Origin of the sequence: Sphingomonas yabuuchiae (assembly GCF_014199595.1) — a bacterium.
GTDB lineage: Bacteria > Pseudomonadota > Alphaproteobacteria > Sphingomonadales > Sphingomonadaceae > Sphingomonas > Sphingomonas yabuuchiae.
In genome coordinates this window covers 170,532-195,336 of the sequence record NZ_JACHNX010000005.1, presented here as the reverse complement: position 1 = coordinate 195,336, position 24,805 = coordinate 170,532, and the positions used below count along the sequence as shown (strand labels likewise).

31 protein-coding genes are annotated in these 24,805 nt (G+C 65.9%); 8 read left to right on the top strand and 23 right to left on the bottom strand.

Annotation, left to right across the window (positions count from 1 at the left end; all coding sequences use genetic code 11):
• Positions 1 to 7: 7 nt before the first annotated feature.
• The gene (leuA, locus tag GGQ89_RS08805; RefSeq protein ID WP_076716939.1) at positions 8 to 1,666 is read left to right on the top strand and encodes a 2-isopropylmalate synthase; all 1,659 of its coding nucleotides are present in this window, start codon (positions 8 to 10) and stop codon (positions 1,664 to 1,666) included.
• Positions 1,667 to 1,783: 117 nt separating this feature from the next.
• Positions 1,784 to 2,584 carry a hypothetical protein gene (locus GGQ89_RS08800; protein ID WP_184105479.1) on the top strand — a complete coding sequence of 267 codons (801 nt, stop codon included), beginning with the start codon at positions 1,784 to 1,786 and terminating at the stop codon, positions 2,582 to 2,584.
• A 161-nt stretch (positions 2,585 to 2,745) separates the two neighbouring features.
• Here the strand turns inward: GGQ89_RS08800 and GGQ89_RS08795 are convergent, their stop codons facing one another.
• The 9 genes from GGQ89_RS08795 to GGQ89_RS08755 all read right to left on the bottom strand — a co-directional run bounded on the left by GGQ89_RS08795 (position 2,746) and on the right by GGQ89_RS08755 (position 9,802).
• The gene (locus GGQ89_RS08795) at positions 2,746 to 4,200 is read right to left on the bottom strand and encodes a porin (protein ID WP_184105478.1); all 1,455 of its coding nucleotides are present in this window, start codon (positions 4,198 to 4,200) and stop codon (positions 2,746 to 2,748) included.
• A gap of 102 nt (positions 4,201 to 4,302) precedes the next feature.
• Positions 4,303 to 4,656 (bottom strand): dihydroneopterin aldolase, encoded by a 354-nt coding sequence (locus GGQ89_RS08790; protein WP_058744895.1) that lies wholly within the window; start codon positions 4,654 to 4,656, stop codon positions 4,303 to 4,305.
• On the bottom strand, positions 4,653 to 5,399 hold the full coding sequence (locus tag GGQ89_RS08785; protein WP_184105477.1) for an SDR family oxidoreductase: 747 nt from the start codon (positions 5,397 to 5,399) through the stop codon (positions 4,653 to 4,655). The genes GGQ89_RS08790 and GGQ89_RS08785 overlap by 4 nt, the downstream gene beginning before the upstream one ends.
• Positions 5,396 to 6,022, bottom strand: coding sequence for a GTP cyclohydrolase I FolE (gene folE, locus GGQ89_RS08780; protein WP_056434162.1), 627 nt, complete (start codon positions 6,020 to 6,022; stop codon positions 5,396 to 5,398). Before folE ends, GGQ89_RS08785 begins: the two co-directional genes overlap by 4 nt.
• 193 nt (positions 6,023 to 6,215) lie before the next feature.
• Positions 6,216 to 7,058 carry an S-formylglutathione hydrolase gene (gene fghA, locus GGQ89_RS08775; protein WP_184105476.1) on the bottom strand — a complete coding sequence of 281 codons (843 nt, stop codon included), beginning with the start codon at positions 7,056 to 7,058 and terminating at the stop codon, positions 6,216 to 6,218.
• Complete coding sequence (purU, locus tag GGQ89_RS08770) at positions 7,055 to 7,912, bottom strand: formyltetrahydrofolate deformylase (protein ID WP_184105475.1); 858 nt, start codon at positions 7,910 to 7,912, stop codon at positions 7,055 to 7,057. Before purU ends, fghA begins: the two co-directional genes overlap by 4 nt.
• Positions 7,909 to 8,304 carry a VOC family protein gene (locus GGQ89_RS08765; protein WP_184105474.1) on the bottom strand — a complete coding sequence of 132 codons (396 nt, stop codon included), beginning with the start codon at positions 8,302 to 8,304 and terminating at the stop codon, positions 7,909 to 7,911. Before GGQ89_RS08765 ends, purU begins: the two co-directional genes overlap by 4 nt.
• Positions 8,304 to 8,690: a VOC family protein gene (locus tag GGQ89_RS08760; protein WP_184105473.1), complete on the bottom strand. Its 387-nt coding sequence runs from the start codon at positions 8,688 to 8,690 to the stop codon at positions 8,304 to 8,306. Before GGQ89_RS08760 ends, GGQ89_RS08765 begins: the two co-directional genes overlap by 1 nt.
• Positions 8,690 to 9,802: an S-(hydroxymethyl)glutathione dehydrogenase/class III alcohol dehydrogenase gene (locus tag GGQ89_RS08755; RefSeq protein WP_076716950.1), complete on the bottom strand. Its 1,113-nt coding sequence runs from the start codon at positions 9,800 to 9,802 to the stop codon at positions 8,690 to 8,692. The genes GGQ89_RS08760 and GGQ89_RS08755 overlap by 1 nt, the downstream gene beginning before the upstream one ends.
• Before the next feature lie 109 nt (positions 9,803 to 9,911).
• Between GGQ89_RS08755 and GGQ89_RS08750 the strand changes: the two genes are divergently transcribed.
• Positions 9,912 to 10,115, top strand: a complete 204-nt coding sequence (locus GGQ89_RS08750) for a hypervirulence associated TUDOR domain-containing protein (RefSeq protein ID WP_056434174.1) — start codon at positions 9,912 to 9,914, stop codon at positions 10,113 to 10,115.
• Between the two features lie 56 nt (positions 10,116 to 10,171).
• Positions 10,172 to 10,432: an SWIB/MDM2 domain-containing protein gene (locus GGQ89_RS08745; protein ID WP_007405135.1), complete on the top strand. Its 261-nt coding sequence runs from the start codon at positions 10,172 to 10,174 to the stop codon at positions 10,430 to 10,432.
• Positions 10,433 to 10,489: 57 nt separating this feature from the next.
• Here the strand turns inward: GGQ89_RS08745 and GGQ89_RS08740 are convergent, their stop codons facing one another.
• The 7 genes from GGQ89_RS08740 to GGQ89_RS08710 form a co-directional block, all read right to left on the bottom strand.
• Entirely contained in the window at positions 10,490 to 10,909 is a 420-nt protein-coding gene (locus tag GGQ89_RS08740) for a hypothetical protein (protein ID WP_184105472.1), read from the bottom strand.
• Positions 10,910 to 11,067: 158 nt separating this feature from the next.
• Positions 11,068 to 11,844, bottom strand: coding sequence for an exodeoxyribonuclease III (gene xth, locus GGQ89_RS08735; protein WP_184105471.1), 777 nt, complete (start codon positions 11,842 to 11,844; stop codon positions 11,068 to 11,070).
• 1 nt (position 11,845) lies between these two features.
• Positions 11,846 to 12,184, bottom strand: coding sequence for an iron-sulfur cluster insertion protein ErpA (gene erpA, locus GGQ89_RS08730; protein WP_056434179.1), 339 nt, complete (start codon positions 12,182 to 12,184; stop codon positions 11,846 to 11,848).
• Positions 12,185 to 12,362: 178 nt separating this feature from the next.
• The gene (locus GGQ89_RS08725) at positions 12,363 to 13,112 is read right to left on the bottom strand and encodes a M23 family metallopeptidase (protein WP_056434181.1); all 750 of its coding nucleotides are present in this window, start codon (positions 13,110 to 13,112) and stop codon (positions 12,363 to 12,365) included.
• Between the two features lie 87 nt (positions 13,113 to 13,199).
• Positions 13,200 to 14,024 carry a ferritin-like domain-containing protein gene (locus tag GGQ89_RS08720; RefSeq protein ID WP_184105470.1) on the bottom strand — a complete coding sequence of 275 codons (825 nt, stop codon included), beginning with the start codon at positions 14,022 to 14,024 and terminating at the stop codon, positions 13,200 to 13,202.
• Positions 14,021 to 14,476 carry a peroxiredoxin gene (locus GGQ89_RS08715; RefSeq protein ID WP_184105469.1) on the bottom strand — a complete coding sequence of 152 codons (456 nt, stop codon included), beginning with the start codon at positions 14,474 to 14,476 and terminating at the stop codon, positions 14,021 to 14,023. The genes GGQ89_RS08720 and GGQ89_RS08715 overlap by 4 nt, the downstream gene beginning before the upstream one ends.
• A complete protein-coding gene (locus tag GGQ89_RS08710; protein WP_184105468.1) occupies positions 14,463 to 17,138 on the bottom strand; it encodes a bifunctional [glutamine synthetase] adenylyltransferase/[glutamine synthetase]-adenylyl-L-tyrosine phosphorylase in 2,676 nt (891 codons plus the stop codon). Before GGQ89_RS08710 ends, GGQ89_RS08715 begins: the two co-directional genes overlap by 14 nt.
• A 112-nt stretch (positions 17,139 to 17,250) precedes the next feature.
• Here GGQ89_RS08710 and GGQ89_RS08705 point away from each other — a divergent pair, with 112 nt between their 5' ends.
• Positions 17,251 to 17,409, top strand: coding sequence for a hypothetical protein (locus GGQ89_RS08705; RefSeq protein WP_184105467.1), 159 nt, complete (start codon positions 17,251 to 17,253; stop codon positions 17,407 to 17,409).
• Positions 17,410 to 17,420: 11 nt separating this feature from the next.
• Here GGQ89_RS08705 and GGQ89_RS08700 read toward each other — a convergent pair whose 3' ends face one another.
• From GGQ89_RS08700 to GGQ89_RS08685, 4 genes are all read right to left on the bottom strand, one after another.
• Positions 17,421 to 18,452: a DUF6624 domain-containing protein gene (locus tag GGQ89_RS08700; RefSeq protein ID WP_184105466.1), complete on the bottom strand. Its 1,032-nt coding sequence runs from the start codon at positions 18,450 to 18,452 to the stop codon at positions 17,421 to 17,423.
• Between the two features lie 99 nt (positions 18,453 to 18,551).
• Positions 18,552 to 19,199: a sigma-70 family RNA polymerase sigma factor gene (locus tag GGQ89_RS08695; RefSeq protein ID WP_056434188.1), complete on the bottom strand. Its 648-nt coding sequence runs from the start codon at positions 19,197 to 19,199 to the stop codon at positions 18,552 to 18,554.
• 106 nt (positions 19,200 to 19,305) lie between these two features.
• Positions 19,306 to 19,443 (bottom strand): hypothetical protein, encoded by a 138-nt coding sequence (locus GGQ89_RS08690; protein WP_042489965.1) that lies wholly within the window; start codon positions 19,441 to 19,443, stop codon positions 19,306 to 19,308.
• 51 nt (positions 19,444 to 19,494) lie between these two features.
• On the bottom strand, positions 19,495 to 20,295 hold the full coding sequence (locus GGQ89_RS08685; protein ID WP_042489968.1) for a response regulator: 801 nt from the start codon (positions 20,293 to 20,295) through the stop codon (positions 19,495 to 19,497).
• 247 nt (positions 20,296 to 20,542) lie between these two features.
• Here GGQ89_RS08685 and GGQ89_RS08680 point away from each other — a divergent pair, with 247 nt between their 5' ends.
• The 3 genes from GGQ89_RS08680 to GGQ89_RS08670 all read left to right on the top strand — a co-directional run bounded on the left by GGQ89_RS08680 (position 20,543) and on the right by GGQ89_RS08670 (position 22,730).
• Positions 20,543 to 20,713: a NepR family anti-sigma factor gene (locus tag GGQ89_RS08680; RefSeq protein WP_156884308.1), complete on the top strand. Its 171-nt coding sequence runs from the start codon at positions 20,543 to 20,545 to the stop codon at positions 20,711 to 20,713.
• A gap of 12 nt (positions 20,714 to 20,725) precedes the next feature.
• Complete coding sequence (locus tag GGQ89_RS08675) at positions 20,726 to 22,312, top strand: sensor histidine kinase (RefSeq protein ID WP_184105465.1); 1,587 nt, start codon at positions 20,726 to 20,728, stop codon at positions 22,310 to 22,312.
• 283 nt (positions 22,313 to 22,595) lie between these two features.
• A complete protein-coding gene (locus GGQ89_RS08670; protein ID WP_056434194.1) occupies positions 22,596 to 22,730 on the top strand; it encodes an entericidin A/B family lipoprotein in 135 nt (44 codons plus the stop codon).
• Between the two features lie 252 nt (positions 22,731 to 22,982).
• Here GGQ89_RS08670 and GGQ89_RS08665 read toward each other — a convergent pair whose 3' ends face one another.
• The 3 genes from GGQ89_RS08665 to tatB form a co-directional block, all read right to left on the bottom strand.
• Entirely contained in the window at positions 22,983 to 23,297 is a 315-nt protein-coding gene (locus GGQ89_RS08665; protein WP_184105464.1) for a hypothetical protein, read from the bottom strand.
• Between the two features lie 238 nt (positions 23,298 to 23,535).
• Positions 23,536 to 24,321, bottom strand: a complete 786-nt coding sequence (tatC, locus tag GGQ89_RS08660; protein ID WP_184105463.1) for a twin-arginine translocase subunit TatC — start codon at positions 24,319 to 24,321, stop codon at positions 23,536 to 23,538.
• Positions 24,318 to 24,776 carry a Sec-independent protein translocase protein TatB gene (gene tatB, locus GGQ89_RS08655; RefSeq protein ID WP_184105462.1) on the bottom strand — a complete coding sequence of 153 codons (459 nt, stop codon included), beginning with the start codon at positions 24,774 to 24,776 and terminating at the stop codon, positions 24,318 to 24,320. The genes tatC and tatB overlap by 4 nt, the downstream gene beginning before the upstream one ends.
• Positions 24,777 to 24,805: the final 29 nt, after the last annotated feature.

Below are 24,805 nucleotides of genomic sequence, written 5' to 3'. Positions count from 1 at the left end.
CCCGATCATGTTGCGCGATCCCTCGACCAAATACCGCCCCTTCCCGACCATCGCCCTGCCCGACCGGCAATGGCCGAACCGCACGATCACGAGCGCGCCGCGCTGGCTGTCGACCGACCTGCGCGACGGCAACCAGGCGCTGATCGACCCGATGGACGCCGAGAAGAAGACGCGGATGTTCGACCTGCTGGTCAAGGTCGGGCTGAAGGAGATCGAGGTCGGCTTCCCGAGCGCGGGCGCGACCGAGTTCGATTTCATCTCCGGCCTGATCCGGGACGACCGCATCCCCGACGACGTGACGATCCAGGTCCTCACCCAGTCGCGCCGCGACCTGATCGAGCGCAGCTTCGAAAGCCTGGAGGGCGCGCGCACTGCGATCGTCCACCTTTACAACGCGGTCAGCCCGGCCTGGCGCAAGATCGTCTTCGGCATGACCCGCGACGAGGTCCGCAAGATTGCGGTCGAGGGCGCCAAGATACTGCGCGACGAGGCGGCCAAGCGCCCCAACACCGACTGGTTCTTCGAATACAGCCCCGAAACCTTCTCGACCGCCGAGCTGGATTTCTCGGTCGAGGTGTGCGCCGCCGTCATGGACGTGCTGAAGCCGACGCCCGACCATCCGTTGATCCTGAACCTGCCCGCCACGGTCGAATGCGCGACGCCCAACGTCTATGCCGACCAGATCGAGTGGTTCGGACGCAACATCCCGAACCGCGATTCGGTGGTCATCTCGCTCCACACGCATAACGACCGGGGCACCGGCGTCGCCGCCGCCGAGCTGGGCGTGATGGCGGGCGCGGACCGGGTCGAGGGCTGCCTGCTCGGCAATGGCGAGCGGACCGGCAACTGCGATCTCGTGACCGTCGCGCTCAACATGTACACCCAAGGCGTCGACCCGAAACTCGACCTGTCGGACATCGACGAGGTGGTGAACACGGTCAATTACTGCACCAACCTGCCCGTCCATCCGCGCACGCCCTATGCGGGCGACCTGGTCTTCACCGCCTTTTCGGGCAGCCACCAGGACGCGATCAAGAAGGGCTTTGCGGCGCAATCGGCGCGCAACGACGATCTGTGGGAAGTGCCCTATCTGCCCATCGATCCCGCCGATCTGGGTCGCAGCTACGAAGCGGTCATCCGCGTCAATTCTCAGTCGGGCAAGGGCGGTGTCGCCTGGGTGATCGAGCAGGACAAGGGGCTGAAGCTGCCCAAGCGGCTCCAGGCCGATTTCAGCCGCCATGTCCAGGCGATGGCCGACGCCACCAGCCGCGAACTCAACGCCGCCGATATCTGGGGCGGGTTCGAGGCGACCTATCTGCCGCGCGAAGGCGATCGTTTCGTGCTGCGTGACTATGAGGAAAGCGGCTCGACGGGGCAGCGGACCTTTATCGGCCGCGTGCAGGTGGACGGCGAGGAGCGTTCGATCTCGGGACGTGGCAATGGCCTGATTTCCAGCGTCATCGCGGCGCTTGCCGACACGACCGGCCCGAACCTGGAAGTCATCGACTATAACGAGCATGCCATCGGGCACGGCGCGGACGCGCAGGCGGCTGCCTATGTCGAGGCGCGTACCCCCGATGGGCGGGTCGTCTTCGGCGTTGGCCTCGACACCGACATTGCGACTGCCAGCGTCCGGGCGGTGCTTTCCGCCGCCAACCGGGCCTGATGCGCCCTGCCCTTCTCGGCTAAGACGACGCGCCATGCGGGCCATCGGAGCGTCGTCTTTTCGTCTCCTGCAAGGGGCAGTGGCAGACCAAAGATCTGACGGAGGGGCATCTCCATCATGAGCGCGGCCGTCCCTCCGTCATCGCGCTGGGCGTTCATTCCCGAACGCTACCGCGAGAAACTGCGCGAGCGGGGTGCGTCGATCACGCTCACCGTGCTCGCACATCTGCTGCTGGCCTGGCTGCTGTTCCATCTGGCGCCCAAGCTGATCGACCCGGAGAAATCCTCGGTCCTCAACACCTTCTCCGTCTCGCCCGACGATCAGCAATCGGGCGCGCCGGTGCCCAGAACCCGCACGGCGACACGCAAGCCTGCCGCGGCGGGCGGCTCCAAGGCGCCGGTCACGGAGAAGCAGCCCGACACGCCCAAGCCCCCGACCGAAAAGCCCGTCGACACCTCCACCCCGACGCCGTGGCAATGGGGCGACAAGTCGCTGTTCGTGGCCGGTGATATCGGCGCCCTGCCCAAGGGCGAGGGCAAGGGCGTCGGTTCCAGCAACGGCGACGATCGGGGCGAGGACAGCGCGTCGGCCTATGGCCCCGGCGAAGGGCCGGGCGGTCGGCGGCTCTACAATGCCGAGTGGTTCCCCCGCCGCCCGAGCGATGCGGAATTGAACGGCTATCTGCGCAGCCCGCCGCCGCCGGGCGGCTGGGCACTGATCGCGTGTCGCACCATCCCCGGCTACCGCGTCGAGAATTGCCAAATCCTGGGCGAGTCGCCCGTCGGCTCCGGGCTGGCCCGCTCGATGCGCGAGGCCGCCTGGCAGTTCCGCGTCCGTGCGCCGCGCGTCAACGGCAAGGAAATGATCGGCGAATGGGTCCGTATCCGGATCGACTTCACCACCAAGGGCGGTGGTTGACGCGTCGGTCGGTGATGGCGTCGCATTACATCAGAGCGTGCCCTACCCTTTAGGGGAGGGGTTGGGGTGGGGCCTCGCCACGAACCCGACGCTTGTGGACGCGCCCCACCCCCGGCCCCTCCCCTGAAGGGGAGGGGTGTGGATGAATTCCTCGTCCAACTCTAATACGTGAATTGCAGCTGGGTCCGGATCAGGTCGCCCGTCGCGCGGCCTGTCCGTCGAGAATCCGCCTCGCGCCGCTCCATCCGGGCATAGGCGATGGTCAATTCCAGCGCCTCCACCAGCTGGATCTCGGTACCCAGTTCCCACTCGTCGGTTTCCAGCCGGGGGGCGTCGACATTGGCCTTCCACCCGCCGCGATAATGCTGCCACCGGACATAGGGGATGGCGCGGCCGACCGGCGTCTTGCCGACATTCGCCATCAGCTGGACATAGCCGCCACCCAGGCGGCTGGAGCGGATTGCCCCCGATGCGTTGTCATATTGCGGCCCCCAGCCGGTCGTCCATTCGGTCTGGATACCAAAGGGCTGCGGATAGAGGATGGCGTGGACGGCGACGCGATCGTCGCGATAATCGACCGAACTGACCCCGCCGCTGCGCAGCTCTGGCCGGAAACGGTTGAACATCGCCGAGCCGCCGACCTCCAACACCTGGTCGCGGAACAGCGGCCCCAACCCGTCGAGCGCGAAGGGCCAGGTCGCCATCGCGACCTTCATCAGATTGTCGGTCCGCTCGGTCCGGTTGGTCCCCTGCCCGTTATAGACGGCCAGACCAAAGGCGCCGTAATTGCCGAACAGCTTCTGCTTGTTCTTGGTCAGCCGGTCCCAGATCGCCTGAACCGGCGCAGGCGTGTAATAGACGTTGACCCCGACATCGCGCTCGCCGGGCACGCCGCTGTTGATTGCATCCGATCGATCGAGCGGCAGGCGGTTGGACGAGGATTGCAGATTCTCCCAGCCGAACGGCACCTTGGACTGGCCGAAGCGCAGGCGCAGGCGGCGCTCGGGGTCGAGAAACCAGTCGGCATAGACATCGCGCAACTGGCCGAAATTCTCGCGCCGCTCGGTGCTCGACTGGTTGTTCACCGCCGCGCCGAAGTCATGCTGGAAATAGAGTTGCAGCCGGTCGGTGATGTCGCCCTGCAGCACCAGCCGGACCCGCCGCAGCAGGAAGCCGCCGTCATCGTTGATCGAGGCATCATGTACCGAGCGCAGCCGCGAGCCGTTGGTCCCCGGCGCGTTTTCGCTGTCCAGCAGGGCGTTGTAGCGAAGCTGCGTATAACCGCGCAGACGCATACGCTCATACCAGGGCGTCCGTGACGATACCGGCTTGGGTGTGCTCGCCACCCGCTGCGGCACAGGGGCCGGAATAGGCAGGGGTGCGACCGGCACCGCAGCCACGACCGGCGGGGCGGATGCGGCGACGGGGGCAGTCGGAACGGCCGCCGTCGCGCCCTTCTGCGCATCGGTCAACGCCTTGATCTGCGCCTTCAGTTCGTCAATCTGGCTCTGTAATTCCTGCACGGTCTGCGCTGCGGCGGGTGCCGGGCAGAGGGCCAGCATCATCGCGGCGGCGATCCCGGTACCGGCCCGCTGGGGTGTCGAGTTGATCGCCATGCTATTCCGCCCTTTTTGCGGCGGCGACTTAGGACGGCTCCGGGCCCTTTCGCAACAGATTGATGACAGCTGCGTGATATTATCGTGACAAGCCGTCCGACGTCAGCGGCTCCGCTCTATCTCGCAGCCGATGCGGGCATCGGGATAGATGTCGGTCTTGGTCGACCGCACCGTCACCGCCGTCACGCGCGGGTCGGCAAGACATAGTGCCGCCACCGCCTCGCACAGGCTTTCCTGCAATGCGAAACCGGGGCCGCGCGCCATCGCCAATATGCCTTCGCGCAGGAAGTCATAGTCCAGCACCTCCTCGATCCGGTCGGCGCTGGGCGCGGCGGGATAGGTGACGGTCATCGCGACCGACAGGCGGACCGGTTGGGGCGCGACCTCATGCGGGTAGATGCCCAGATGCATCGCAACCGTCATTTCATCGAGCAGGATCCGATAGGTCGCCGTCATGCCCGTCCCTCGAACATCACATCGCCGTCGCGGCGGCAGAAACGCTGGCCGCAATCGACATACAGGGTCTGTCCGCGAAGCCCCCGCGCGCCGAGGAGAAAGGACACCGCCTCCGCCACCGCCCCCGCGCCGATCGGGCGGCCGAGCAGGTTCTTCGTCGCCGCCTCGGCGAATTCGGCATCGCTCTGGTCGCCGCTTTGCAGGGTCAGGCCGGGGGCCACCGCGTTCACCGCGATGCGGGGCCCGAGCGCCTGGGCCAGCATCGTGTTCGCACCCGCCAAGGCGAATTTGGCGCAGCTATAGGCGAAGAAGTCGGGATTGGGGTTGGCCAGCTTCTGGTCGAGAATGTCGACCACCGCGCCATCTACCACGTCATCCTGTCGCGCCAGCGCCGAGGCGAGCAGCGCGGGCGCAGCGGCGTTGATCGCATAGAGTTTCGCCATCAGGCCCGCATCCGTCTCCGGCGGCCGGTCGAACTCGAAGGCCGAGGCGCTGTTGACCAGCCCGTCGATGGGCCCACCCGCCGCTTTCCGCGCACGGGCGAACAGGGCGTCGATCGCGTCGATCCGTGACAGGTCGCCCTGCACCATCGGCGCATCCAGTTCCGCCGCCAGCGCCGCCGCATCCTCGCCCGAGCCGTTATAATGGATCACCGGTCGATGCCCGTCCGCCGCCAGCCGCCGGGCGATGCTCGCGCCCAGCCGCCTGGCCGCGCCGGTCACCAGCACGGTACGCCTGATCATCCGGCCATGCCCATGAGCGAAAGCACTTCCTTGCGGCTGCGATCGTCGTCGCGGAACACGCCCATCATCCGGCTCGTCACCATCGACACGCCCGGCGTGCGTACCCCGCGTGAGGTCATGCAGCCATGCGTCGCCTCGATCACCACCGCGACGCCCAGCGGCTTGAGATTCTCCCAGATGCAGTCGGCGACCTCCGCGGTCAGCCGCTCCTGCACCTGCAACCGGCGGGCGAAGCCATGCAGCACGCGCGCCAGCTTGGAGATGCCGACGACATGGTTGCGCGGCAGATAGGCGATATGCGCGCGCCCGATGATCGGCGCCATGTGATGCTCGCAATGGGACTGGAAGGGAATGTCCTTCAGCAGCACGATCTCGTCATAGCCGCCAACCTCCTCGAACACGCGAGACAGGTGCACGGCGGGGTCGTCGCCATAGCCGCCGCAATATTCGCGCCACGCCCGCGCGACGCGCTTCGGGGTATCGATCAGCCCCTCGCGCGTGGGATCGTCGCCCGCCCAGGCGATCAGCGTGCGGATGGCGTCGGCGACATGATCGGGCACGGCGATCTTGCCGTCCGCGCCCATCAGGTCGCCATCCTCCGGATCGCCATGCGCGCAGCTCATATTCTGTCCTTTACGTCAAAGCCGGTGCGATAGCGTATCGATTGCGCGGGTGCAAAACTCATGGGGACGCCGGACGATCCTCGCCATCACGCCCGTTCGGCCTGAGCGAAGTCGAAGGCCACGCGACAACGACTGAACCCAAGCGGATTCCCTTGGCCTTCGACTTCGCTCAGGCTGAACGGCGGTTGGGGGATTACCCGCGCAGCCGCTCGGCCGCCCAAGCGACATGATCCGCCATGAACGTCGAAATAAAATTATAGCTGTGGTCGTACCCCGGCTGCATCCGCAGCGTCAGGGCGATCCCCGCCTTGTCACACGCCTCGGCCAGCAATTCGGGACGCAACTGCTCGGTCAGGAACTGGTCGGCATCGCCCTGATCGACCAGCAGGTCGGGCAGTCGCGCGCCGTCCTCGATCAAGGCGACGGCATCCGCCTGTCGCCACGCGGCGCGGTCCTGCCCCAGATAGCCACCCAGAGCCTTCTCACCCCATGGCACCTGGCCCGGCGCGACGATCGGGGCGAAGGCAGACACGCTGCGGAAGCGATCCGGATGGCGAAGGCCGATGGTCAGCGCGCCGTGGCCGCCCATCGAGTGGCCGGTGATCGCTTGCGCGCCCATATCGGCAACCGGGAAATGCTCGGCGATCAGCGCGGGCAGTTCCTGCTCGATATAGGTTCGCATTTGGAAATGCGGTGCCCAGGGTTCCTGCGTCGCATCGACGTAGAAGCCAGCCCCCTGCCCCATGTCATAGGCATCGTCATTCGCGACGCCTTCCCCACGCGGCGAGGTGTCGGGCGCGATGAAGATCACGCGGTGCTCGGCGCAAGCGGCTCGATACTCGCCCTTGTCCGTGACATTGGCATGGGTGCAGGTCAGCCCTGACAGATACCAGAGGACGGGCAGCTTCTCCCCCTCCTCATGCTCCGGCACGAAGACCGAGAAGGTCATGCGCGTACCCGTCGCTTCGCTGTCATGCGCGTACACACCCTGCACGCCGCCATGCGCCTTCGAGGTCGACATCGTCTCGATCGTCATCGGAACACCACCGTCCGGTTGTCATTGAGGAACACCCGCCGCTCGCCCACCCAGGCGACCGCGCGGGCCAGCACCTGCGCCTCGATATCGCGGCCGATGCGGATCAGGTCGTCGACGCTGGCGCGGTGATCGACCCGCTCGACCGCCTGTTCGATGATCGGCCCTTCGTCCAGGTCCGCCGTCACGAAATGCGCGGTTGCGCCGATCAGCTTCACGCCGCGCGCATGGGCGCGGTGATAGGGCTGTGCGCCCTTGAAGCCGGGCAGGAAGCTGTGATGGATGTTGATGCACCGCCCCGGAAGGGCGGCGACCAGCCGCTCGCCCAGCACCTGCATATAGCGGGCGAGGACGAGATAATCGGCGCCGCTTTCCTCCATCAACGCCAGCATCGCCGCTTCCTGCTCCGCGCGATTGCCATTGTCGACCGGCAGATGGTGCCAGGGCAGGCCATGCCATTCGACCAGCGGGCGCAAAGAGTCGTGGTTGGATACGACGCCGACGATCTCGACCGGCAGCGTGTTGGTCCGCCAGCGATGGAGCAGGTCGTTCAGGCAGTGCGAGCCCTTCGACACCGCGATCAGCATCCGGGGTCGCTCGGTGGCGGGCGCGACATGCCAGTCGAAGCCGAACCGTGCGGCGGGTTCGGCCAGCGCCGCGCGCACCCCCTCGACCGAGGTCGGGAAACGCTCTCCCTGGCCGGTGAAGACGATGCGCAGGAAGAAGCGCCCCGTCTCCAGATCGGCATATTGCTGGCTGTCGAGGATGAAGCCATCGATCCCCGCCAGCGCACCCGACACGGCGGCGACGATGCCGACCCGGTCCTGGCACGCCAACGTCAGGATATAGTCGCTCATGCGGCAGGTGCGGGGGCTGGCAGGCGGCAGCCCAGGCAGAGCTTGTTGCCGTCCGGATCGCGCAGATAGCCGAGATAGGCCGGACCCATCGGCGTCTGGCGCTCGCCCACCGGCGCCTCGATCGCGGTGCCGCCATTCGCCACGGCCGCCGCATGGGCGGCGTCGAGCTGTGCCGGATCCGCCGCGCCCAGCCCGATGGTCCCGCCATTGGCAAAGGTCGCGGCCTCTCCGTCGATGGGGCGCGTCACCATGAAGGCCGCGCCGTTATGCCGATAAAGCAGGCGTTCGCCCATCTGCATCCCCGGCTGGCCACCCAACGCGCCGAACAGCGCATCGTAAAAGGCCTTGGAACGCGCGATGTCGTTCGATCCGACCATGACATGCGTATACATCAGGCCGCCTCCACCAGATGCCGGGCGCACAGCTTGTTGCCGGTCGGATCGCGCAAATAAGCCAGATAGACCTTGCCGACAGGTACGTTGCGAATGCCGGGCGGATCCTCGATCGCGGTGCCGCCATTCGCGAGCCCTGCCGCGTACCAGGCATCGGCCTGCTCCGGCGAGTCCATCGCGAAACCCAGCGTCGCGCCATTGGCATAGGTCGCAGGCTCGCCATTGATCGGCTTCGAGATCAGGAAGCGGCCGCCATTATGGCTGTAGACCAGCCGTCCCGCCGCATCGACCACACCCTCGGGTGCGCCCAGCACGCCCAACGTCGCATCGTAGAAGCGCTTGGCCGCCGCAATGTCGTCGGCGCCCAGCATGACATGGCTGAACATCAGAAGATCACCACGCTGCGGATGCTCTCACCCGCGTGCATCAGGTCGAAGCCCTTGTTGATCTCCTCCAGCGTCAGGCGGTGGGTGATCATCGGGTCGATCTCGATCATGCCGTTCATATACCAGTCGACGATCTTGGGCGTGTCGGTCCGCCCCCGCGCGCCGCCGAATGCCGTGCCGCGCCAGTTGCGCCCCGTCACCAGCTGGAACGGCCGCGTGCTGATCTCCTTGCCCGCCTCGGCCACGCCGATGATGATCGAGGTGCCCCAGCCGCGATGGCAGGACTCCAGCGCGGTACGCATCACCTCGGTATTGCCGGTCGCATCGAAGCTGTAGTCCGCACCGCCATCGGTCAGTTCCAGCACCTTGGCGATCGTCTCCTCGCGGCTCAGCCCCTTGGAGTTGAGGAAGTGGGTCATGCCGAAGCGGCGGCCCCATTCCTCACGGTCGGGGTTGATGTCGACGCCGATGATCCGCCCGGCGCCCGCCAGCTTCGCGCCCTGGATCACGTTCAGGCCGATGCCGCCCAGGCCGAAGACGACGATATTCTCGCCCGGCTGCACCTTGGCGGTGTTGACCACCGCGCCCACGCCCGTCGTCACGCCGCAGCCGATATAGCAGCTGGTGTCGAACGGCGCGTCCTCGCGGATCTTCGCCACCGCGATCTCGGGCAGGACGGTGAAGTTCGAGAAGGTCGAGCAGCCCATATAATGGAAGATCGGCTGGCCCTTATAGCTGAACCGCGTCGTGCCGTCGGGCATCAGGCCCTTGCCTTGCGTGGCGCGGATCGCGGTGCACAGGTTGGTCTTGCCCGACAGGCACGACTTACACTGGCGGCATTCGGGGGTGTAGAGCGGGATGACATGGTCGCCCGGCACCACGGAGGTGACGCCCGCGCCCACCTCGCGCACGATGCCGCAGCCCTCATGGCCCAGCACGCTGGGGAAGATGCCCTCGCTGTCGAACCCGTCGAGCGTATAGGCGTCGGTGTGGCAGATGCCGGTCGCCATGATCTCGACCAGGACCTCACCGGCCTTGGGGCCTTCCAGATCGAGTTCGACGATTTCGAGCGGCTTCTTGGCTTCGAAGGCGACGGCTGCGCGGGTCTTCATGGGGTTCCTGTCTCCTTGGCTGGCCGCCCTGATGCCCCGTGGCGCGCGCCGGTGCAACCAACGAAAGCCTCGAGGGATTGATGCCGATCACAACCCCAGGAGAGCGACGATGACCGAGTTCAAAAAAGGCGATCATGTCGAATGGAACAGCCATGGCGGCACGGCCGAGGGCAAGGTCGTCAAGAAGCAGACCAGCGACACGACCATCAAGGGCCATACCGTCCGTGCGTCGAAGGACGAACCGCAATACATAGTAGAGAGTGACAATGGCGGAAAGGCAGCGCACAAGGCGGACGCGCTGAAGAAAGCGTGATTCACGCGCGTCCCGCCAAAGGGCTGGGACGCTGAAGGATTATAGGAAGGAACATCATGGCCACCGCAACCACGGGCACCGGCATCCACGCCCCGGTCCAGCCGTCCGAGGAACTGGGCGCGATCGTCGGCAACGAGAAGCTGCCGCGCAGCCAGGTCATCAGCAAGGTGTGGGACTATATCAAGGCCAACAACCTGCAGAATCCCGAAAACAAGCGGGAAATCCTGGCCGACGACAAGCTGAAGAAGGTCTTCGGCAAGGACAAGTGCACCATGTTCGAGATGAACAAGTTCATCTCGGCGCACCTGAAGAAGTAAGCCTTCGGCAACGCCCCGGCCACCGCGCCGGGGCGTAACCCCTCACCGCCCGCGCCGCTATCGCAGGTCCAGGACCAGCGGCTTGCGCGCGGGCGGTGGCTGGGACGGAGTTTGGGCCGCCGGTGCGCGACCCTGGCCACGTGTCGCTGCGGGCGTCGGCGTCGCCGCAGGTACCGGATCGTCCGCCCCCACACGCCCCGCCTCGATCTGGTTCAGCCTCTGCTCGACCAGTTGCGCATCCAGCAGCTTGCGATCCCCCTGCATCGCCGCCACCTGCGCCTCCAGCGCCGCCACACGCTGTTCCAGCATCTTGACCCGCACCTGATCCTCGGTCTGCGCGACCATGTCCTTCGCGACCTTCTCCTGGCGGGAGCGCTCCTGCGCGTCGGCGTTGGCGAGACGATCGTCGGCACTTCCGCGCTGATCGCAGGCGGTGATGGCGAGGGTCAGCAGCAAGAGGGAAACGGCACGGCGCATGGGTGGTCTCTGTTCGAACTATTCCTCCCCTGCAAGGGGAGGGGGACCGCCGCGAAGCGGTGGTGGAGGGGTGTAACCGCCAGCGATGGGTCACGCCATCGGCCGTGACACCCCTCCGTCAGGCCTTTGGCCTGCCACCTCCCCTTGCAGGGGAGGAATTATTTATCGCGCAACTTCACCCAGGTCGGGGCATGGTCGCTCGCCTTTTCCCGGCCGCGATAGCTCTTGTCGACGCCCGCATCGACCAGCCGGTCGGCGGCCTGCGGGCTGAGCAGCAAATGGTCGATACGGAACCCCGCATCACGCTGCCACGACCCGGCCTGATAGTCCCAGAAGGTCCATACCCCGCCCTTGGGCGCGCGCGTCCGCAGCGAGTCCGTCCACCCCTGCGCCAGCAACCGGCGATAGGCCTGACGGCTTTCCGGCTGCATCAGCGCGTCGCTCGCCATGGCGGGGACGGAGAAGGTGTCGTCGTCATGGGGGATGACGTTATAGTCCCCGGCCAGCACGGCGGGAACTTCCTCCGCGAGCAACGCCCGCGCGCGGCTCGCCAGCCGTTCCATCCAGCGCAGCTTGTAATCGAATTTCGGTCCCGGCTGGGGATTGCCGTTGGGCAGATAGAGCGAGGCGACGACCAGACCATTCACGTCGCATTCGAGGTAGCGGCTATGTTCGTCCTCATCCTCGCCTGCCAGCCCGCGCTGCCGCTCGACCGGCTGGGCACCGCGCGCGAGGACCGCGACGCCGTTCCAGCTCTTCTGCCCGTGCCAGACCGCCCCATATCCGGCGGCCTCGATGTCCTTGATCGGAAAGGTTTCGTCGCTGGCCTTCAGTTCCTGAAGACAGACGATATCCGCATCCGCCTCGGCTAGATATTCGAGCAGGCGGGGCAGACGGGCCTTGATCCCGTTGACGTTGTAAGTGGTGATCTTCACGTCAGACCGAAAAGCTGGTGCCGCAACCGCAGCCCGAGGCCGCGTTGGGGTTCTTCACCTGAAACGCCGCGCCGCCGAGGGACTCGACATAATCGACCTGCGCACCCCGGACGAGGTCCAGGCTGATGCTGTCGACGACCAGGGTAACGCCATCGGTCTGCGCCACCGAATCATCCTCGGCGGGCGCATCGGCCAGGCCGAACTTGTACTGGAAGCCCGAACAGCCGCCGCCTTCGACCGACAGACGCAGGATGGCGGGCTTGTTCTGCCGCTCGGCGATCGTCGCGACGCGCGCCGCGGCGGCCGGGGTCAGCGCGATTTCGGAAATGCTGGTGGCCATGGAGGTGAGATAGGCGCGAGGGGCGAATGGGGCAATCCCACTAAATCCTCCCCGGTACGGGGAGGTGGCAGACCGAAAGTCTGACGGAGGGGCGCTTCCGCAAAGGGCGCCTCTAGCCGCCATCCCCCTCCACCGCTCTGCGAGCGGTCCCCCTCCCCTTACAGGGGAGGAATAAACTTCAGTCCTGCGCGGCGGGGCCGTCGGTCGAGACGGGGATCTGGTGGATCGCGTGATCCTGCGACGCGGTCAGATAATCGCCGGTGGTCAGGAAGGGGATCGGGTTGACGGCATGGCCGTCCATGCGGACCTCATAATGGAGGTGCGGGCCGGTCGAACGGCCGGTCGAGCCCATCAGCGCGATCAGCTGGCCGCGCGTCACGCGGGCGCCGTCGGCGACCAGGATCTTCGACAGATGACCATAGCGGGTCGCGATGCCCTTGCCATGATTGACCTCGACCAGATTGCCATAGCCGCCCTGCCAGCCCGCATGATCGACGATGCCGTCGGCGGTGGCGTAGATCGGGGTGCCGACCGGACCCGGAATATCGACCCCGGCATGCATCGCGGCGGTGCCGCGGAACGGGTCGGAGCGGATGCCGAAATTGCTGGTGAACTGAAGCTTTTCGACCGGATGGACCGAGGGGATCGCGATGACGCCATTCGGGCGGGCGTCCATCTTCTTCCAGGTCTGGAACAGGGTGCGGAACTGTTGGTCGGTACGAAGGTCGGCCGAGGCTTCGGCGCTGTTGGCGGGGATGAACTCGCCCCCGACGGCGGCATTGGCCTTGGCGGCCGGAGCGGCGGGTGCCGAATGGGCCATCGCCATCTGGCCGGACAGACCGCCCGAAAAACCGACGATCAGGGTAGCGAGGAAAACAGAGCGGACGCGCGATGCAATCGATTTACCCGAGAGTGCCAGTTGATTCATCGAACCCCGAACCCTTGTCGCCGAACGATCCCGCAGTCGGAAAAGCCCGGCTTCGTTCATCCTATGCTGTGTCGCAGCCCCACCGCGTTACAGACGGTCAGCTTGTGCCTTTATGGGTTCCTCGTCCGCAAGAGGCGCATAGAAATCGCGCGTCAAACCGGCTGTATCGCGCGCCGAAACGTTGAACGGTGGCTTAACCGCCCCCCGGAAATGGCGGCGGACCAGCATTCGCCAATGCTCGGCGGGTTCGATGTCATGCCGGGCGGCCAGATAACCAAACCATTTCGCGCCGAATCCAACATGCCGAATCTCGTCGGTATAGATGCGGTTGAGGATGCGCGCCGACGCCTCGTCGCCCCCGGCGCGGAAGCGTGCGACCGTCTCCGGCGTGACGTCGAGGCCCCTCGCCTCCAGCACCATCGGCACGACGGCCAGCCGCGCCATGGCGTCATGCGCGGTTTCCTCCGCCGCTTCCCAGAGGCCCGCATGGGCAGGCAGTTCGCCGTAACCCGACCCCAAGGTCTTTAGCCGACGATGCAGGACGGCGAAGTGCATCGCCTCATCCGCGCCGACCGAAATCCAGTCGTCGACGAAGGTGCGCGGGAACTGCCCGCCGAACCGGCCCGCCGCGTCGAAGGCCAGGTCGATCGCCGCGAACTCGATATGCGCCAGCGCGTGGAGCAGCGCGATCCGCCCCTTTTCCGAACCACCCCGCCCGCGCTTGGGCATGCGGTTGGGCGGCAGCAATTCGGGCCGGTCGGGCCGCCCCGGCGCATCGGGCATCGCGACATCGAAGTCATGCGCCAGAGCGCCGCGACGCCAGCCGCGCGCCATCGCCCGCGCCAACCGCACCTTGGCCAGCGGATCGCTTTCGCGCAGGACGGCTGCGCAGGCTTGAGCGATCGTCGTCAAAGTACGCGCGCCGCCTCCAGCACGGCCTCGGCATGGCCGGGCACCTTCACCTTGCGCCAACTCTGGGCGAGCTTGCCGTCACGATCGAACAGGAAGGTCGCCCGCTCGATGCCCATATAGGTCTTGCCGTAGAGCTTCTTCTCCCCCCAGACGCCGAACGCCTCGCAGGCCGTGCCGTCCTCGTCGCTGACCAGTTCGACCGCCAGCGTATATTTTTCGGTGAACTTGCGGTGCTTGGCCGGGCTGTCCTTGGAAATACCGATCACCCGCACGCCCGCGCCCGCGAAGTCCGCCGCCAGCGCGGTGAAGTCCTGCGCCTCGCGCGTGCAGCCGCTGGTGTCGTCCTTGGGGTAGAAATAGACGACGAGCGGCCCGGTCAGATCGCCCAGCGCCAGCTTTTCGTCATTCGCGGTGGTGACCGTCACCGCCGGAATCGCATCACCCTGCTGCATCACCATCTCCATGCCAGACCTGGGCGACCTCCTGCCGTGTCGCCTCCAGCGTGGCAACCACCGTCGCCCAATCGGGCAGGCCCATGGCGCGCGCGATCAGCGGGCGGGTCGGCTCGGGCGGCTCCTGCCCATCGGGCACCAACAGGCGGAAAGACACCAGCGCGCGAGTCAGCACGTCATGCGCCTGCGCCATGGACGGCGGCATCAGCCCCTGCACCACCAGCGCGCCGATGGCCCGGCCCAGATCGGGGTCGAACCCGGTCCGATGGATCAACTGCACCCGGTGCACCGCGAACTCCAGGTCGACCAGTCCGCCGGGCAGCAGCTTGATGTCGAGCGGCCCCTGCGGCGGCTTGTGCCGCGCCATTTCGGCGCGCATGTCGCCCGCCTCGGTCGCCACGTCACGGGCCGGGCGGTTGCCGTTCAGGACACCGGCGACGATCGCGGCCACCTCCGCCCGCGCTTCTGCCGAGCCGAAGATCGGCCGGGCGCGGGTCAAGGCCATATGCTCCCAGGTCCAGGCGTCTTCGCGTTGATACCGCGCGAAACTCTCGACCGAGACCACCAGCGGCCCCTGCGTGCCCGATGGGCGCAGCCGCGTGTCGACCGGATAGAGCGGCCCCGCCTGGGTCGGCACCGACAGCGCCGCCGTCACCCGCTGCGCCAGCCGGTTGTAATAGAGCGTCGCCCCCAGCGGCTTCGGCCCATCGGACTCGCCTGCGAAATCGCCGGTGAACAGATAGACGAGGTCGAGGTCGGAGGCGTGGGTCAGCGCCGCGCCCCCCATCCGCCCGAGCGCCAGAATCACCAATTCGCTACCCGGCACCCGGCCATGCGCCGCGACGAATTCATCGACCGTCGCCTGCGCCAAGACGCCGACTGCCGCTTCCGCGACGCGCGCATAGCCACCCGCCACCTCGAGCGGATCGGCCCGCCCCGCAACGATCTGCGCCCCCAGCGCGAACCGCAACTCGCCCACGACGCGGCGGACATGGTCGAGGCGATCCTGATAATCCTGCCCGCTCTCGCCGCCGCGCATCGCGCGTTCGAGGAACTTCACGGCGGGCAACGGCTCGAAGGCGGAGGCATCGATCAGCCCATCGAGGAGCGCGGGCCGCCGCGCCAGGTCGGCCGCCAACGGTGCGGCATGGCTGAGGATCGCGACGGTCAGGCTGGCCAGCCCCGGCCGCGCCTCCAGCAGGCGGAAGATGTTGATCGCACTCGTCATCCGTTCGAACAGCGAATCGAGCTTCAGGATCGCGGCATCGGGATCGGGGGCCTCGGCGAGTGCCTCAACCAGTGTGGGCAGCACCGCGTCCAACGCCTCGCGTGCCGCCGGGCTGCGAAGCGCGGGATAGTCGCCGCCACGCCATGCCGCGATCCGCCGCGCCGCCGCCTCGATATCGTGCAGCCCCGCCGCCGCCAGCCGCGCGTTCAGCAAGACCGGGTCATGCGGCAGTCGGGGCCGCTCATCGGCGTCGAGCGCGTCGTAGAAGCACCCGACCCGTTCGGTGACGGGTGCCAGAATGGCGATCAGCGCATCGCCATCCGGCAGTCCGTGGAGTTGCGCGACCCGGCCCAGCCCGTCGCCGAACGGCAGTTGATGGGTCTGGCGATCGTCGATCATCTGGACCCGGTGCTCGATCGTGCGCAGCAGGACATAGGCGTCGGTCAGCGCCGCCGCCTGCCCCGCATCGATCCGCCCCGACTCGGCCAGTGTCGCCAGCGCGTCGCGGGTGGCGGGTGCCCGTAGCACGGGGTCGCGGCCGCCATGGATCAACTGGTGAATCTGCGCGAAGAATTCGATCTCACGGATGCCGCCGCGCCCGCGCTTCAGGTCATAACCCGGCCCCATCGCTTGCCCCTGCGCATGATGGTCGCGGATGCGCCGGGTCAGGTCGCGAATCTCGCCGACCGCGCCGAAATCGAGCGCACGCCGCCACACGAATGGGCGGATCGCATCCAGGAAACGCTGCCCCAGCGCGAGGTCGCCCGCCGCCGCCCGCGCGCGGATGAACGCCGCCCGTTCCCAGGTCAGCGCCTGGCTTTCATAATAGGCGATCGCCCCCTCCACGGGGATCGCGATCGGCGTCGCTTCGGGCGAGGGCCGAAGCCGCAGGTCGACGCGCAGCACATAGCCCTCGCCATCGCGCGCCTGGAGCAATTCGACGACCCGCTTGCCGATGCGCACCGCCGCATCCTCCGGTTCCTCGCGCGGACGACGGGGCAGAGTCTGGGGGTCGAAGATCAGAATGGGATCGATATCGGAGGAATAGTTGAGTTCACGGCTCCCCTGCTTTCCCAGCGCGATGGCGGCGAAACCGACCGGCTCCGCGCCCGGCGTGCGCTCCTCGATCGCGGCGCGGATCGCGCGGTCGAGGGACCGGTCGGCGAAATCGGTCAGCCGGTGCGTCACCTCGGTCAGGTCGTGCAGCCCGGACAGATCGCCCAGCGCGACGGTGAGCGCCAGCGCGCGCCGCTCACGACGCAACCGGGTACCGACCGGCAAGTCCTCCGCCACGACGGGCGGCGGGAGCAACTCTCCGGCCAGCGCCGCCGCCTCGATTTCCGGCTCCCGGTCGAGCAGCATCGCCAGAAAGGACGAATGCCGACGGGCACGGCCGACGGCATCGGGCAAGGCGGACGAGGACAGGCTGCTCATGGCCCTGCTTCTACCCCGCGGGGTGTGGCGAAAGAAACACTTTCGATCCCGTTAACAAATGCGCATCAGATGATTTGCAACTTGTCAAGCCGCGATCGGTTATGTTGCCATGATGAGCACCGAATCCGGGACCAGCGACATCCGCATCGTCCGCGCGCCGCAGCGCACGGACGATATCGGCTGTGCGCTCCGCTCGGCCTATTCCCGGCCGGTGCGGTTGCCGGATCACTGGGTGCGGCTGCTGGCGCGGCTGGACCGGCGTTCCCAGTAGCAGATACGCTACTACTGGTGATGAGCAGACGACGAAGTCGGGCATTCTCCGAATGAAGTGTTCATGCCATTCAAATAATTCGCCAGCGGCTGCAGCCCAGCTTCGCCCCGAAGTCGATCAACGGCCTTGGCATCCTCCAAAGGTTGGACGACGCGCTTACCGTCGAGGCACATAGCCTGCGTTCCATAACGTTGCTTGCCGGTGATCTTGAGCATCACGCGGTCGTATAAATAGGCATAGTCGCCCTTCGAGACTTCACCGGATGACACGAGCGGCTCCATCAAACGCAGAGACGTAAGTTGGAAGGTCGGATCGGCATCGGCGTGCTGGACCAGCAACCAAGCCTTCCCGGCTGCTCCCTCGCCGACCTCGGAGCGTTTAGGCCAGCCTTGTTCACGAACGATTCGTTTCAGCCACTCGGTGTTGGAACGATCTTCCACAGCCAAAGCCAAGCTGAGCCGTGCTTCGATGATGGCTTTCACGTCGGCGGAAACGGCCGGAGCCATGGACATCTCGCCGCTACCCCAGCCAACTCCAAAGCGCAGCATCTGGTCACCGATCACTCTTGCCTTAAGCAAATCAGCCATTTTGGGTGACGATGCCGCCCCAACCTGTTGGGCTACCTTCACCGCCATAAGATAGGTGTCGGCAAGTGGCGTTGCCATCTGCACCGAACGCTGGAACGCAGCGAAGTTTGGCCAGAGCTCTGCGGAAGGGGCCGACGCAACCTGCGCGCATAACCCGTCGCGAAAATCCATTCCGTTCAACTTCGGATCCGCTACATTCAAGGCCAGCAATTCAGCCCGCCTTTCCACCTGATCCGAGTCAAAACAGGCGTTCAGCCATGATTTCAGTTGTTCGGACTGCGCCTTTTCCTCCGGCGTTGCATCCGGAAAGCGCCCCTTCATCCATTTATAATCACCCGGATCGAAGCGATCGCCCTTGATATACGGTTTGAGGACGTCCGGGACCGGCGGCGTGGCCGCCGTCAGCAGAAAGGCGGAGACGATCAGGGCAAGCATGCGCATGGCCGGATCGGACAAGGTCTTGCGATCACTGTCAAGCCGACCCATTCCGACACAAAAAAGCCGCCCCGACCAGAACCGGGACGGCCATCTATTAAAGCCCGAAAGTAAAGGCGCTTACCGCCCGCCGCTTAACTGGTCGACATCTCCCATGATGCTGTCCAGCGCGGTCTTGCTGCTGTCGGTTTCATGCAGACGACGTGAGGGCAGCGAACCTTCGGTCAGGATTGCCTCCAGCGCGACTCGCCCACGCGCCACGCGGCTCTTGATCGTGCCGACCGCGACGTTGCAGATTTCGGCCGCTTCCTCATAGGCGAAGCCACCGGCACCGACGAGGATCAGCGCCTCGCGCTGCGGCTGCGGCAGGTGCATCAGCGCACGCTGCATATCGCCCAGTTCGACGTGGCGATCCTGACTGGCCGGAGCCGCCAGGATGCGATCGGCGACCAGATCGTCCCATTCGCCCTTGAAGCGTGCACGACGCATCTGCGACAGATACAGGTTACGCAGGATGATGAAGGTCCAGGCACGCATGTTGGTGCCCGCCTGGAACCGCTTGCGCGCGGCCCATGCCTTGAGCAGCGTTTCCTGCACCAGATCGTCGGCCAGATCGCGGCTGCCCGATAGCGAGCGGCCGAAGGCGCGAAGATGGGGGATGACACGTGCCAGTTCCGCCTTGAATTCGGAGTCGGGGAGCGCGACGTGCTCGACGGGCGCATCGGGTGCGTCGTCCTCGAATTCGTCCCGCGTCATTGGCTGCGTCATGAAAATCCGATCATCGGAAACGGCCGCCCTCGCGACCGTTTCGAAACATAAGGGGCCAACCCTGAAATAGCCAGCCGTCCCAAAGGGCTAATCGAGGAGGCTCGTGTCAGCGCAGCACCAGAAAGGCGAAGATCGCGATCACGAGCACCAGCGAGATGGGCAGGATGTACCGCGTCACATGCGGCGTCGACCCTGCCCTGGCATCCTCTTTGGCGACATGAATGGGTTCATTGGAATCAGCCATGTCCACCTCAACGCCTCTCAACCGTTTTGGGTCCGTAACTGTAGGTCTTTCTTATTCGGCCGGAACGGTGCTCTGGTCGAAGAACAACGCCTGGCTGATCGCGGCCTTCACGGTCGACCGCTGGAATGGCTTGGTGATCAGGAAGGTCGGCTCCGGACGCTCGCCGGTCAGCAGGCGCTCGGGGAAGGCGGTGATGAAGATCACCGGAACCTCGAATTCGGCCAGGATGTCCTTGACCGCGTCGATGCCCGAGCTGTCATCGGCCAGCTGGATGTCGGCGAGAACCAGGCCGGGGCGATCCTCCATGGCCAGCGCCACGGCCTCGTCGCGGGTGACGGCGACGCCGGTGACTTCATGGCCCAGGTCGCGAACGATCGTCTCGATATCCATCGCGATGATCGGCTCGTCCTCGATGATCAGCACGCGGGCGCGGGTCTGCTTCTCGATCTCGGCCAGCGCCTCGGAGACGAGGTTCTCGACCTCGCTCGGCTCCACGTCGATCAGATAGGCCGCGTCCTCAGGCGTGAAGCCCTCCATCGCGGTCAGCAGCAGCGCCTGACGCGACAACGGGGTCATCCGGGCGAGGCGGGCGCGGGCCAGCCCCTCATTGCCGTCGGCGTCGATGCCGTCATTGTCCAGCTCGTCATAATTGGCCGACGACCAGATGCCCTGGAACATGCGGTACAGGCCAAGGCGTGGATCGACGTCGCGCGGAAACTGGTCCGGGGCCGCGACGATCGCCTCCAGCGTGGCGCGGACATATTTGTCGCCGTGCATCTGGCTGCCGGTCAGGGCCCGGCCATAGCGCCGCAGGAAGGGAAGATGGGGCGCAAGCTGCTGTCCAAGCGACATGGGTAATAATCACTCCCTGAGGTATTCGCGGACGCCTGATGTGCTGACCCCCGCGCATGTTTTCAATGCCGTTTCCCGAAATCCCCATCCGACACACCCTATGGACGCGCCCTTTGGTTTTTTCGTATCGCATCGGGAACCAACAAGATCGAATTTGGTTTCATCGCCACATCAACTATGGCCCAGGCATGACGCCAACCGGCAGTGCCCATGGCCGCCATTGCGTCGGTTGCCCCGCTAGTGGGTCGTGCAGGGGGATATTTTGAGTTTGGGCAACAAGACGAAGAACACGCCGTCCGACACGCCCCCGAAGGGCGGTCAGAAAGATGCGGGCTCGGCCCTTCGCCAGGCGTATCAGAAGACGGTGGACGAGCAGGTTCCTGCCGAGATGCTTGACCTTCTCAGCAAGCTGGACTGAACGTCCGGCTGAATGGCCAGCACACCTCCCCAAGACATCGAGGCTCCCGAACGCCTCCGCCCTGCCCCGCCCCGCCTCACGACGGGCGCGAAGCTCGTGCTCGTGCTGGGCAGCACCCTGTTCATCCTGGCAGCTATCGCGATCTTCGCGACGCTCCAGACGACCAGGCTTGCGGATAGCGAGGCGAGCGGCCGGTTGCGTATCGCCGCCAACGAAGACGCACGCGCCATCGCCACCGAGCTGATGGGCGACATGACGGCGCTGCGCGTCGCCGTGCGCGCCATGGGCCAGGATCCGCTCGATATGCCGAGTTGCGCGCGCGCCCAGGGCGTGTTTGCGCAGCAGTCGATGACCGGCGCGCGTTTCCTCATCACCGACCGAGCGGGCAAGGTCCTATGCGGCGATCCGCTGCCCGCGGCCTTGCCCACGCCCGTCGACGGTTCGCCGATCGGAGCCGACATCCTTCCCGGCAAGGGATTGGTCCTGTCGGTCGCCAGCCAGGACGGCCGTGCCCAAGCCCGCGCCTTCTTCCCCCTGCCCTTCCTCCAGTCGCTGGTCGACCAGAGCAACCCGACCAGCCCGATCGAGTCGGTGCTGGAGCTGGACGGCGAGTTGTTGCCCATCAAGCAGCTTTCCCGCCAGGGTGCGCTGGAGCGGATGAAGTCGATGCGGACCGAGCTGGGCATTGCCGGGCTGGTCCTGCGCACTTCCACGCCGAGTGCGCCGATCACGTCCTCGCTGATCGTGGCGCTCGCGCTGCCGCTGCTGATGTGGCTGGCCGCCGTCGTGCTGGGCTGGTTCATCGTCGACCGACTGCTGATCCGTCCGCTGCGTCAGTTGCGCGCCATCGTCGCGACCTATCAACCGGGTGAAGTTCTCGACATTTCCGGGGTCGAGGCCGCGCCCGCGCAGGAAATCCGCGATCTGGCGGACACGTTCGAGGCGATCACCCGCACCGTTGCCACGCACGAGGCGGGCCTGGCGGAAGGGCTGGTGCGCCAGACCAAGCTAACCCGCGAGGTCCATCACCGGGTCAAGAACAACCTGCAGGTCATCTCCAGCCTCATCAACTTCCATGCGCGCGGCGCGACGGGACCGGAGGCGATGGCCGCCTATTCCTCGATCCAGCGGCGGGTCGATGCGCTGGCGGTGGTCCATCGTCACCATTTCGCCGAGCTGGAGGAAAATCGCGGCCTCAACCTGCGCACGATGATCGGTGAACTCGCCGCCAATATCCGCGCCACCGCGCCGGAAAACGCCGCCGGGATCGGCATCTCGCTCGACGTCGCGCCCCTGCTCGTCAACCAGGACGTGGCGGTCGCCGTTGCCTTCCTCGTCACCGAGACGATCGAGCTGGCGATGAACTGCGATCCGGCCGCGCAGATCCGCGTGGCGATCAAGCCCGCCGAGCAGGAGGGCCGCGCGGTCGTCCGCGTCGTCACCCGCGCGCTGGTCGAGACGGACGAGCTGCGCCACCTGATCGGCAAGCGCTATGGCCGGGTCATGGAGGGGCTGGCACGGCAGCTGCGCGCGCCCTTGCATCACGATCCGCTGGTCGGCGCCTATGAGATCGCCATCCCGATCGTCGGGCGCGACTGACTTTTCGAAAAAAGATCGGCGGTCGTTAAAAAGGCGGGAACCCCTGCCTTGGCAATGTGTTCTGCTCTTCGGATAGCGAACTTATGCCCCCCCGCTCTCGCTGTCCAAGCCATAGGCCTGGAAGCGTCCACCCTCCCCCCCCCCGGTGACGCTTCCAGGCCTTAATCTTTTCAGGGCCTTCGCCCTCCCTCCACCGATATCTGATGCAGCGTCCGTAACAGAGGCGGAACGATTGCACGCCTGACGCATTGATCGGCGACGGAATTCATCGAGGAGACTGAGAATGCGTAAGCTCATGGGTCTGGCCATCGTTGCCGGTGCGCTGCTGGTCAGCGCGTGCAACACGGTCGAGGGCGTCGGTCGCGACGTGAGCTCGGCGGGCAACACCGTCGCCAAGACGGCGAACGACGCGAAATAAGCCTTCACCCGGTTGACATTGCGAAAGGGCTCCGGCGGGTTTCCGCCGGGGCCCTTTTCTTCTTGGGGCGGAGGTGGTTCCGTTATTTTCGCCATCAACCTGACGATCTGCTTTCGCCCAAAACTCGACATTCCGTTGCGATGCATGGCCGAACGCCGAGGGGGGCGAGCGATGGCTTTCAACGAATCCTTCGTTACCGCAACGTCCGTTTTCGCCGAGAACCGATCGTTCCGCTAACCTTCGCTCGCGGAACTACTCCACCAGCACGCTGACGGGCTTTCCACGTGAAAGCGGTTGCCAACCGGCCTGAATGGCAGCGGTCACGGCGCGATTGAGCAGCGGCGCATCAATCTTCGGGCGCTGACGATAAGGCACGCTGTGACTCGCGGCCTTTGGCATCGGCCACTCGACCAGTGCCTCCCGCTGGCCATCGACATGACGAACGGCAAGCACCATCCCACGCCAACCATCGGCAGTGCACCATTGCGGCTCGCGATGCAGGCGCCATGCGAAGTCCTCTCCTTCGACCGAGATCCTCCCGCTTTCCGTTCGCTTGGCATTACGCATAGGGCGGCACGCTACGCAGATCGAAGGCCGCTTTCCACCCATGGCAGGCATGACGATTACGGACGCCAGCGCTGCCACCCATGGCCCTCGACCGCGCTTAAGCTGAACGCAGCGGGGGAAAGGGCAAAATCCCAACCGCCGTTCAGCCTGAGCGAAGTCGAAGGCCACGCCCCATCAGCCCAACAAAAAAGGGCCTCGGCTTTCACCGAGACCCTCACAATTCCAAACTCCAGCCCGATCACGCCACCGCGTCGGCATCCTCTTCCACGGCCGCCTGCTTCGACCGCGCCCGCTCGGTGAACCAGATGCCGATAATCGCCAGCTCGTAGAGAATGATGAGCGGCACCGCGAGCAGCACCTGCGACATCAGGTCGGGCGGGGTCAGCACCGCCGCCACGGCCGTCGCCGCGACGATCGCATAACGCCGCGCGCCGATCAGCTGCTTGCGGGTTACGATCCCGGCCCGCTCCAGCAGCATCAGCAGGACCGGCAACAGGAAGGCCAGGCCGAAGGCGAACAGGAACTGCATGACGAAGGACAGGTAATTGCCGATCGCGGGCAGCGCCTCGCGCTTCACGCCGCCCACCATGCCGTCGAAACCCAGCAGGAAGTGCAGCGCCATCGGGATGGCAATGTAATAGGCCATCGCCGCCCCCATCAGAAACAGCACGGGCGTCGCCAGCAGGAAGGGCAGCAGCGCCTTCTTTTCCTTGCGGTACAGACCCGGCGCGACGAACTGCCAAAGCTGGTTGGCGATCACCGGGAAGGAAATCATCATCGCGGCGAAGAACGAGACCTTCACCTGGACGAAGAACGCCTCGAAAATCTGGGTATAGACCAGCGTCCCCTGCCCGGCGCGCAGCAGCGGCTTGGCCAGGAAGCCGAAAATGAATTCCGAAAAATACATCGACACGCCAAAGGCCAAGCCCACCGCGATGATGCAGTAGAGCAACCGCCGACGCAGCTCGATCAGATGCTCCAGCAGGGGCGCGCGGCTGGCATCGATGTCTTCCTGGTCGCTCACGATGCCGCCCCCTCGGTGCCGCGCGAGGGATGCTCGCTGGCGGGTGCGGGCGCGACCACGGGCTTTTCGACCATCACCGGGCGATCGCTGTGATCCGCATGGGCATCGCCATGCGTCGCATCGGGCGTCTTGTGGTCAGGCGTCGTGTGATCAGGCAAGGCCGCCGCCGGGGTCGCCGCCGAAGGGGTTGCTTCGGCATCGACATGCGGAGGCGTGTCGGCGGCATGTTCGCGCATGATCCGCTCATTCTCGGCGGCCCAGCGCTTCTCCATTTCCTCCAACTCGGCCTCCCGGACCATATTGTCGAAGCCCTGGCGGAACTGGCGCGTGACGCCGCGCGCCTTGCCCACCCAATAGCCGACGACGCGCATCGCCTTGGGCAGATCCTTGGGACCGATCACGACGAGCGCGACGATGGCGACCAGCAGGAACTCGCTGGAATCGATGTTGAACATGAAAGTCCGCTGCTGGCTTTAACGGACCG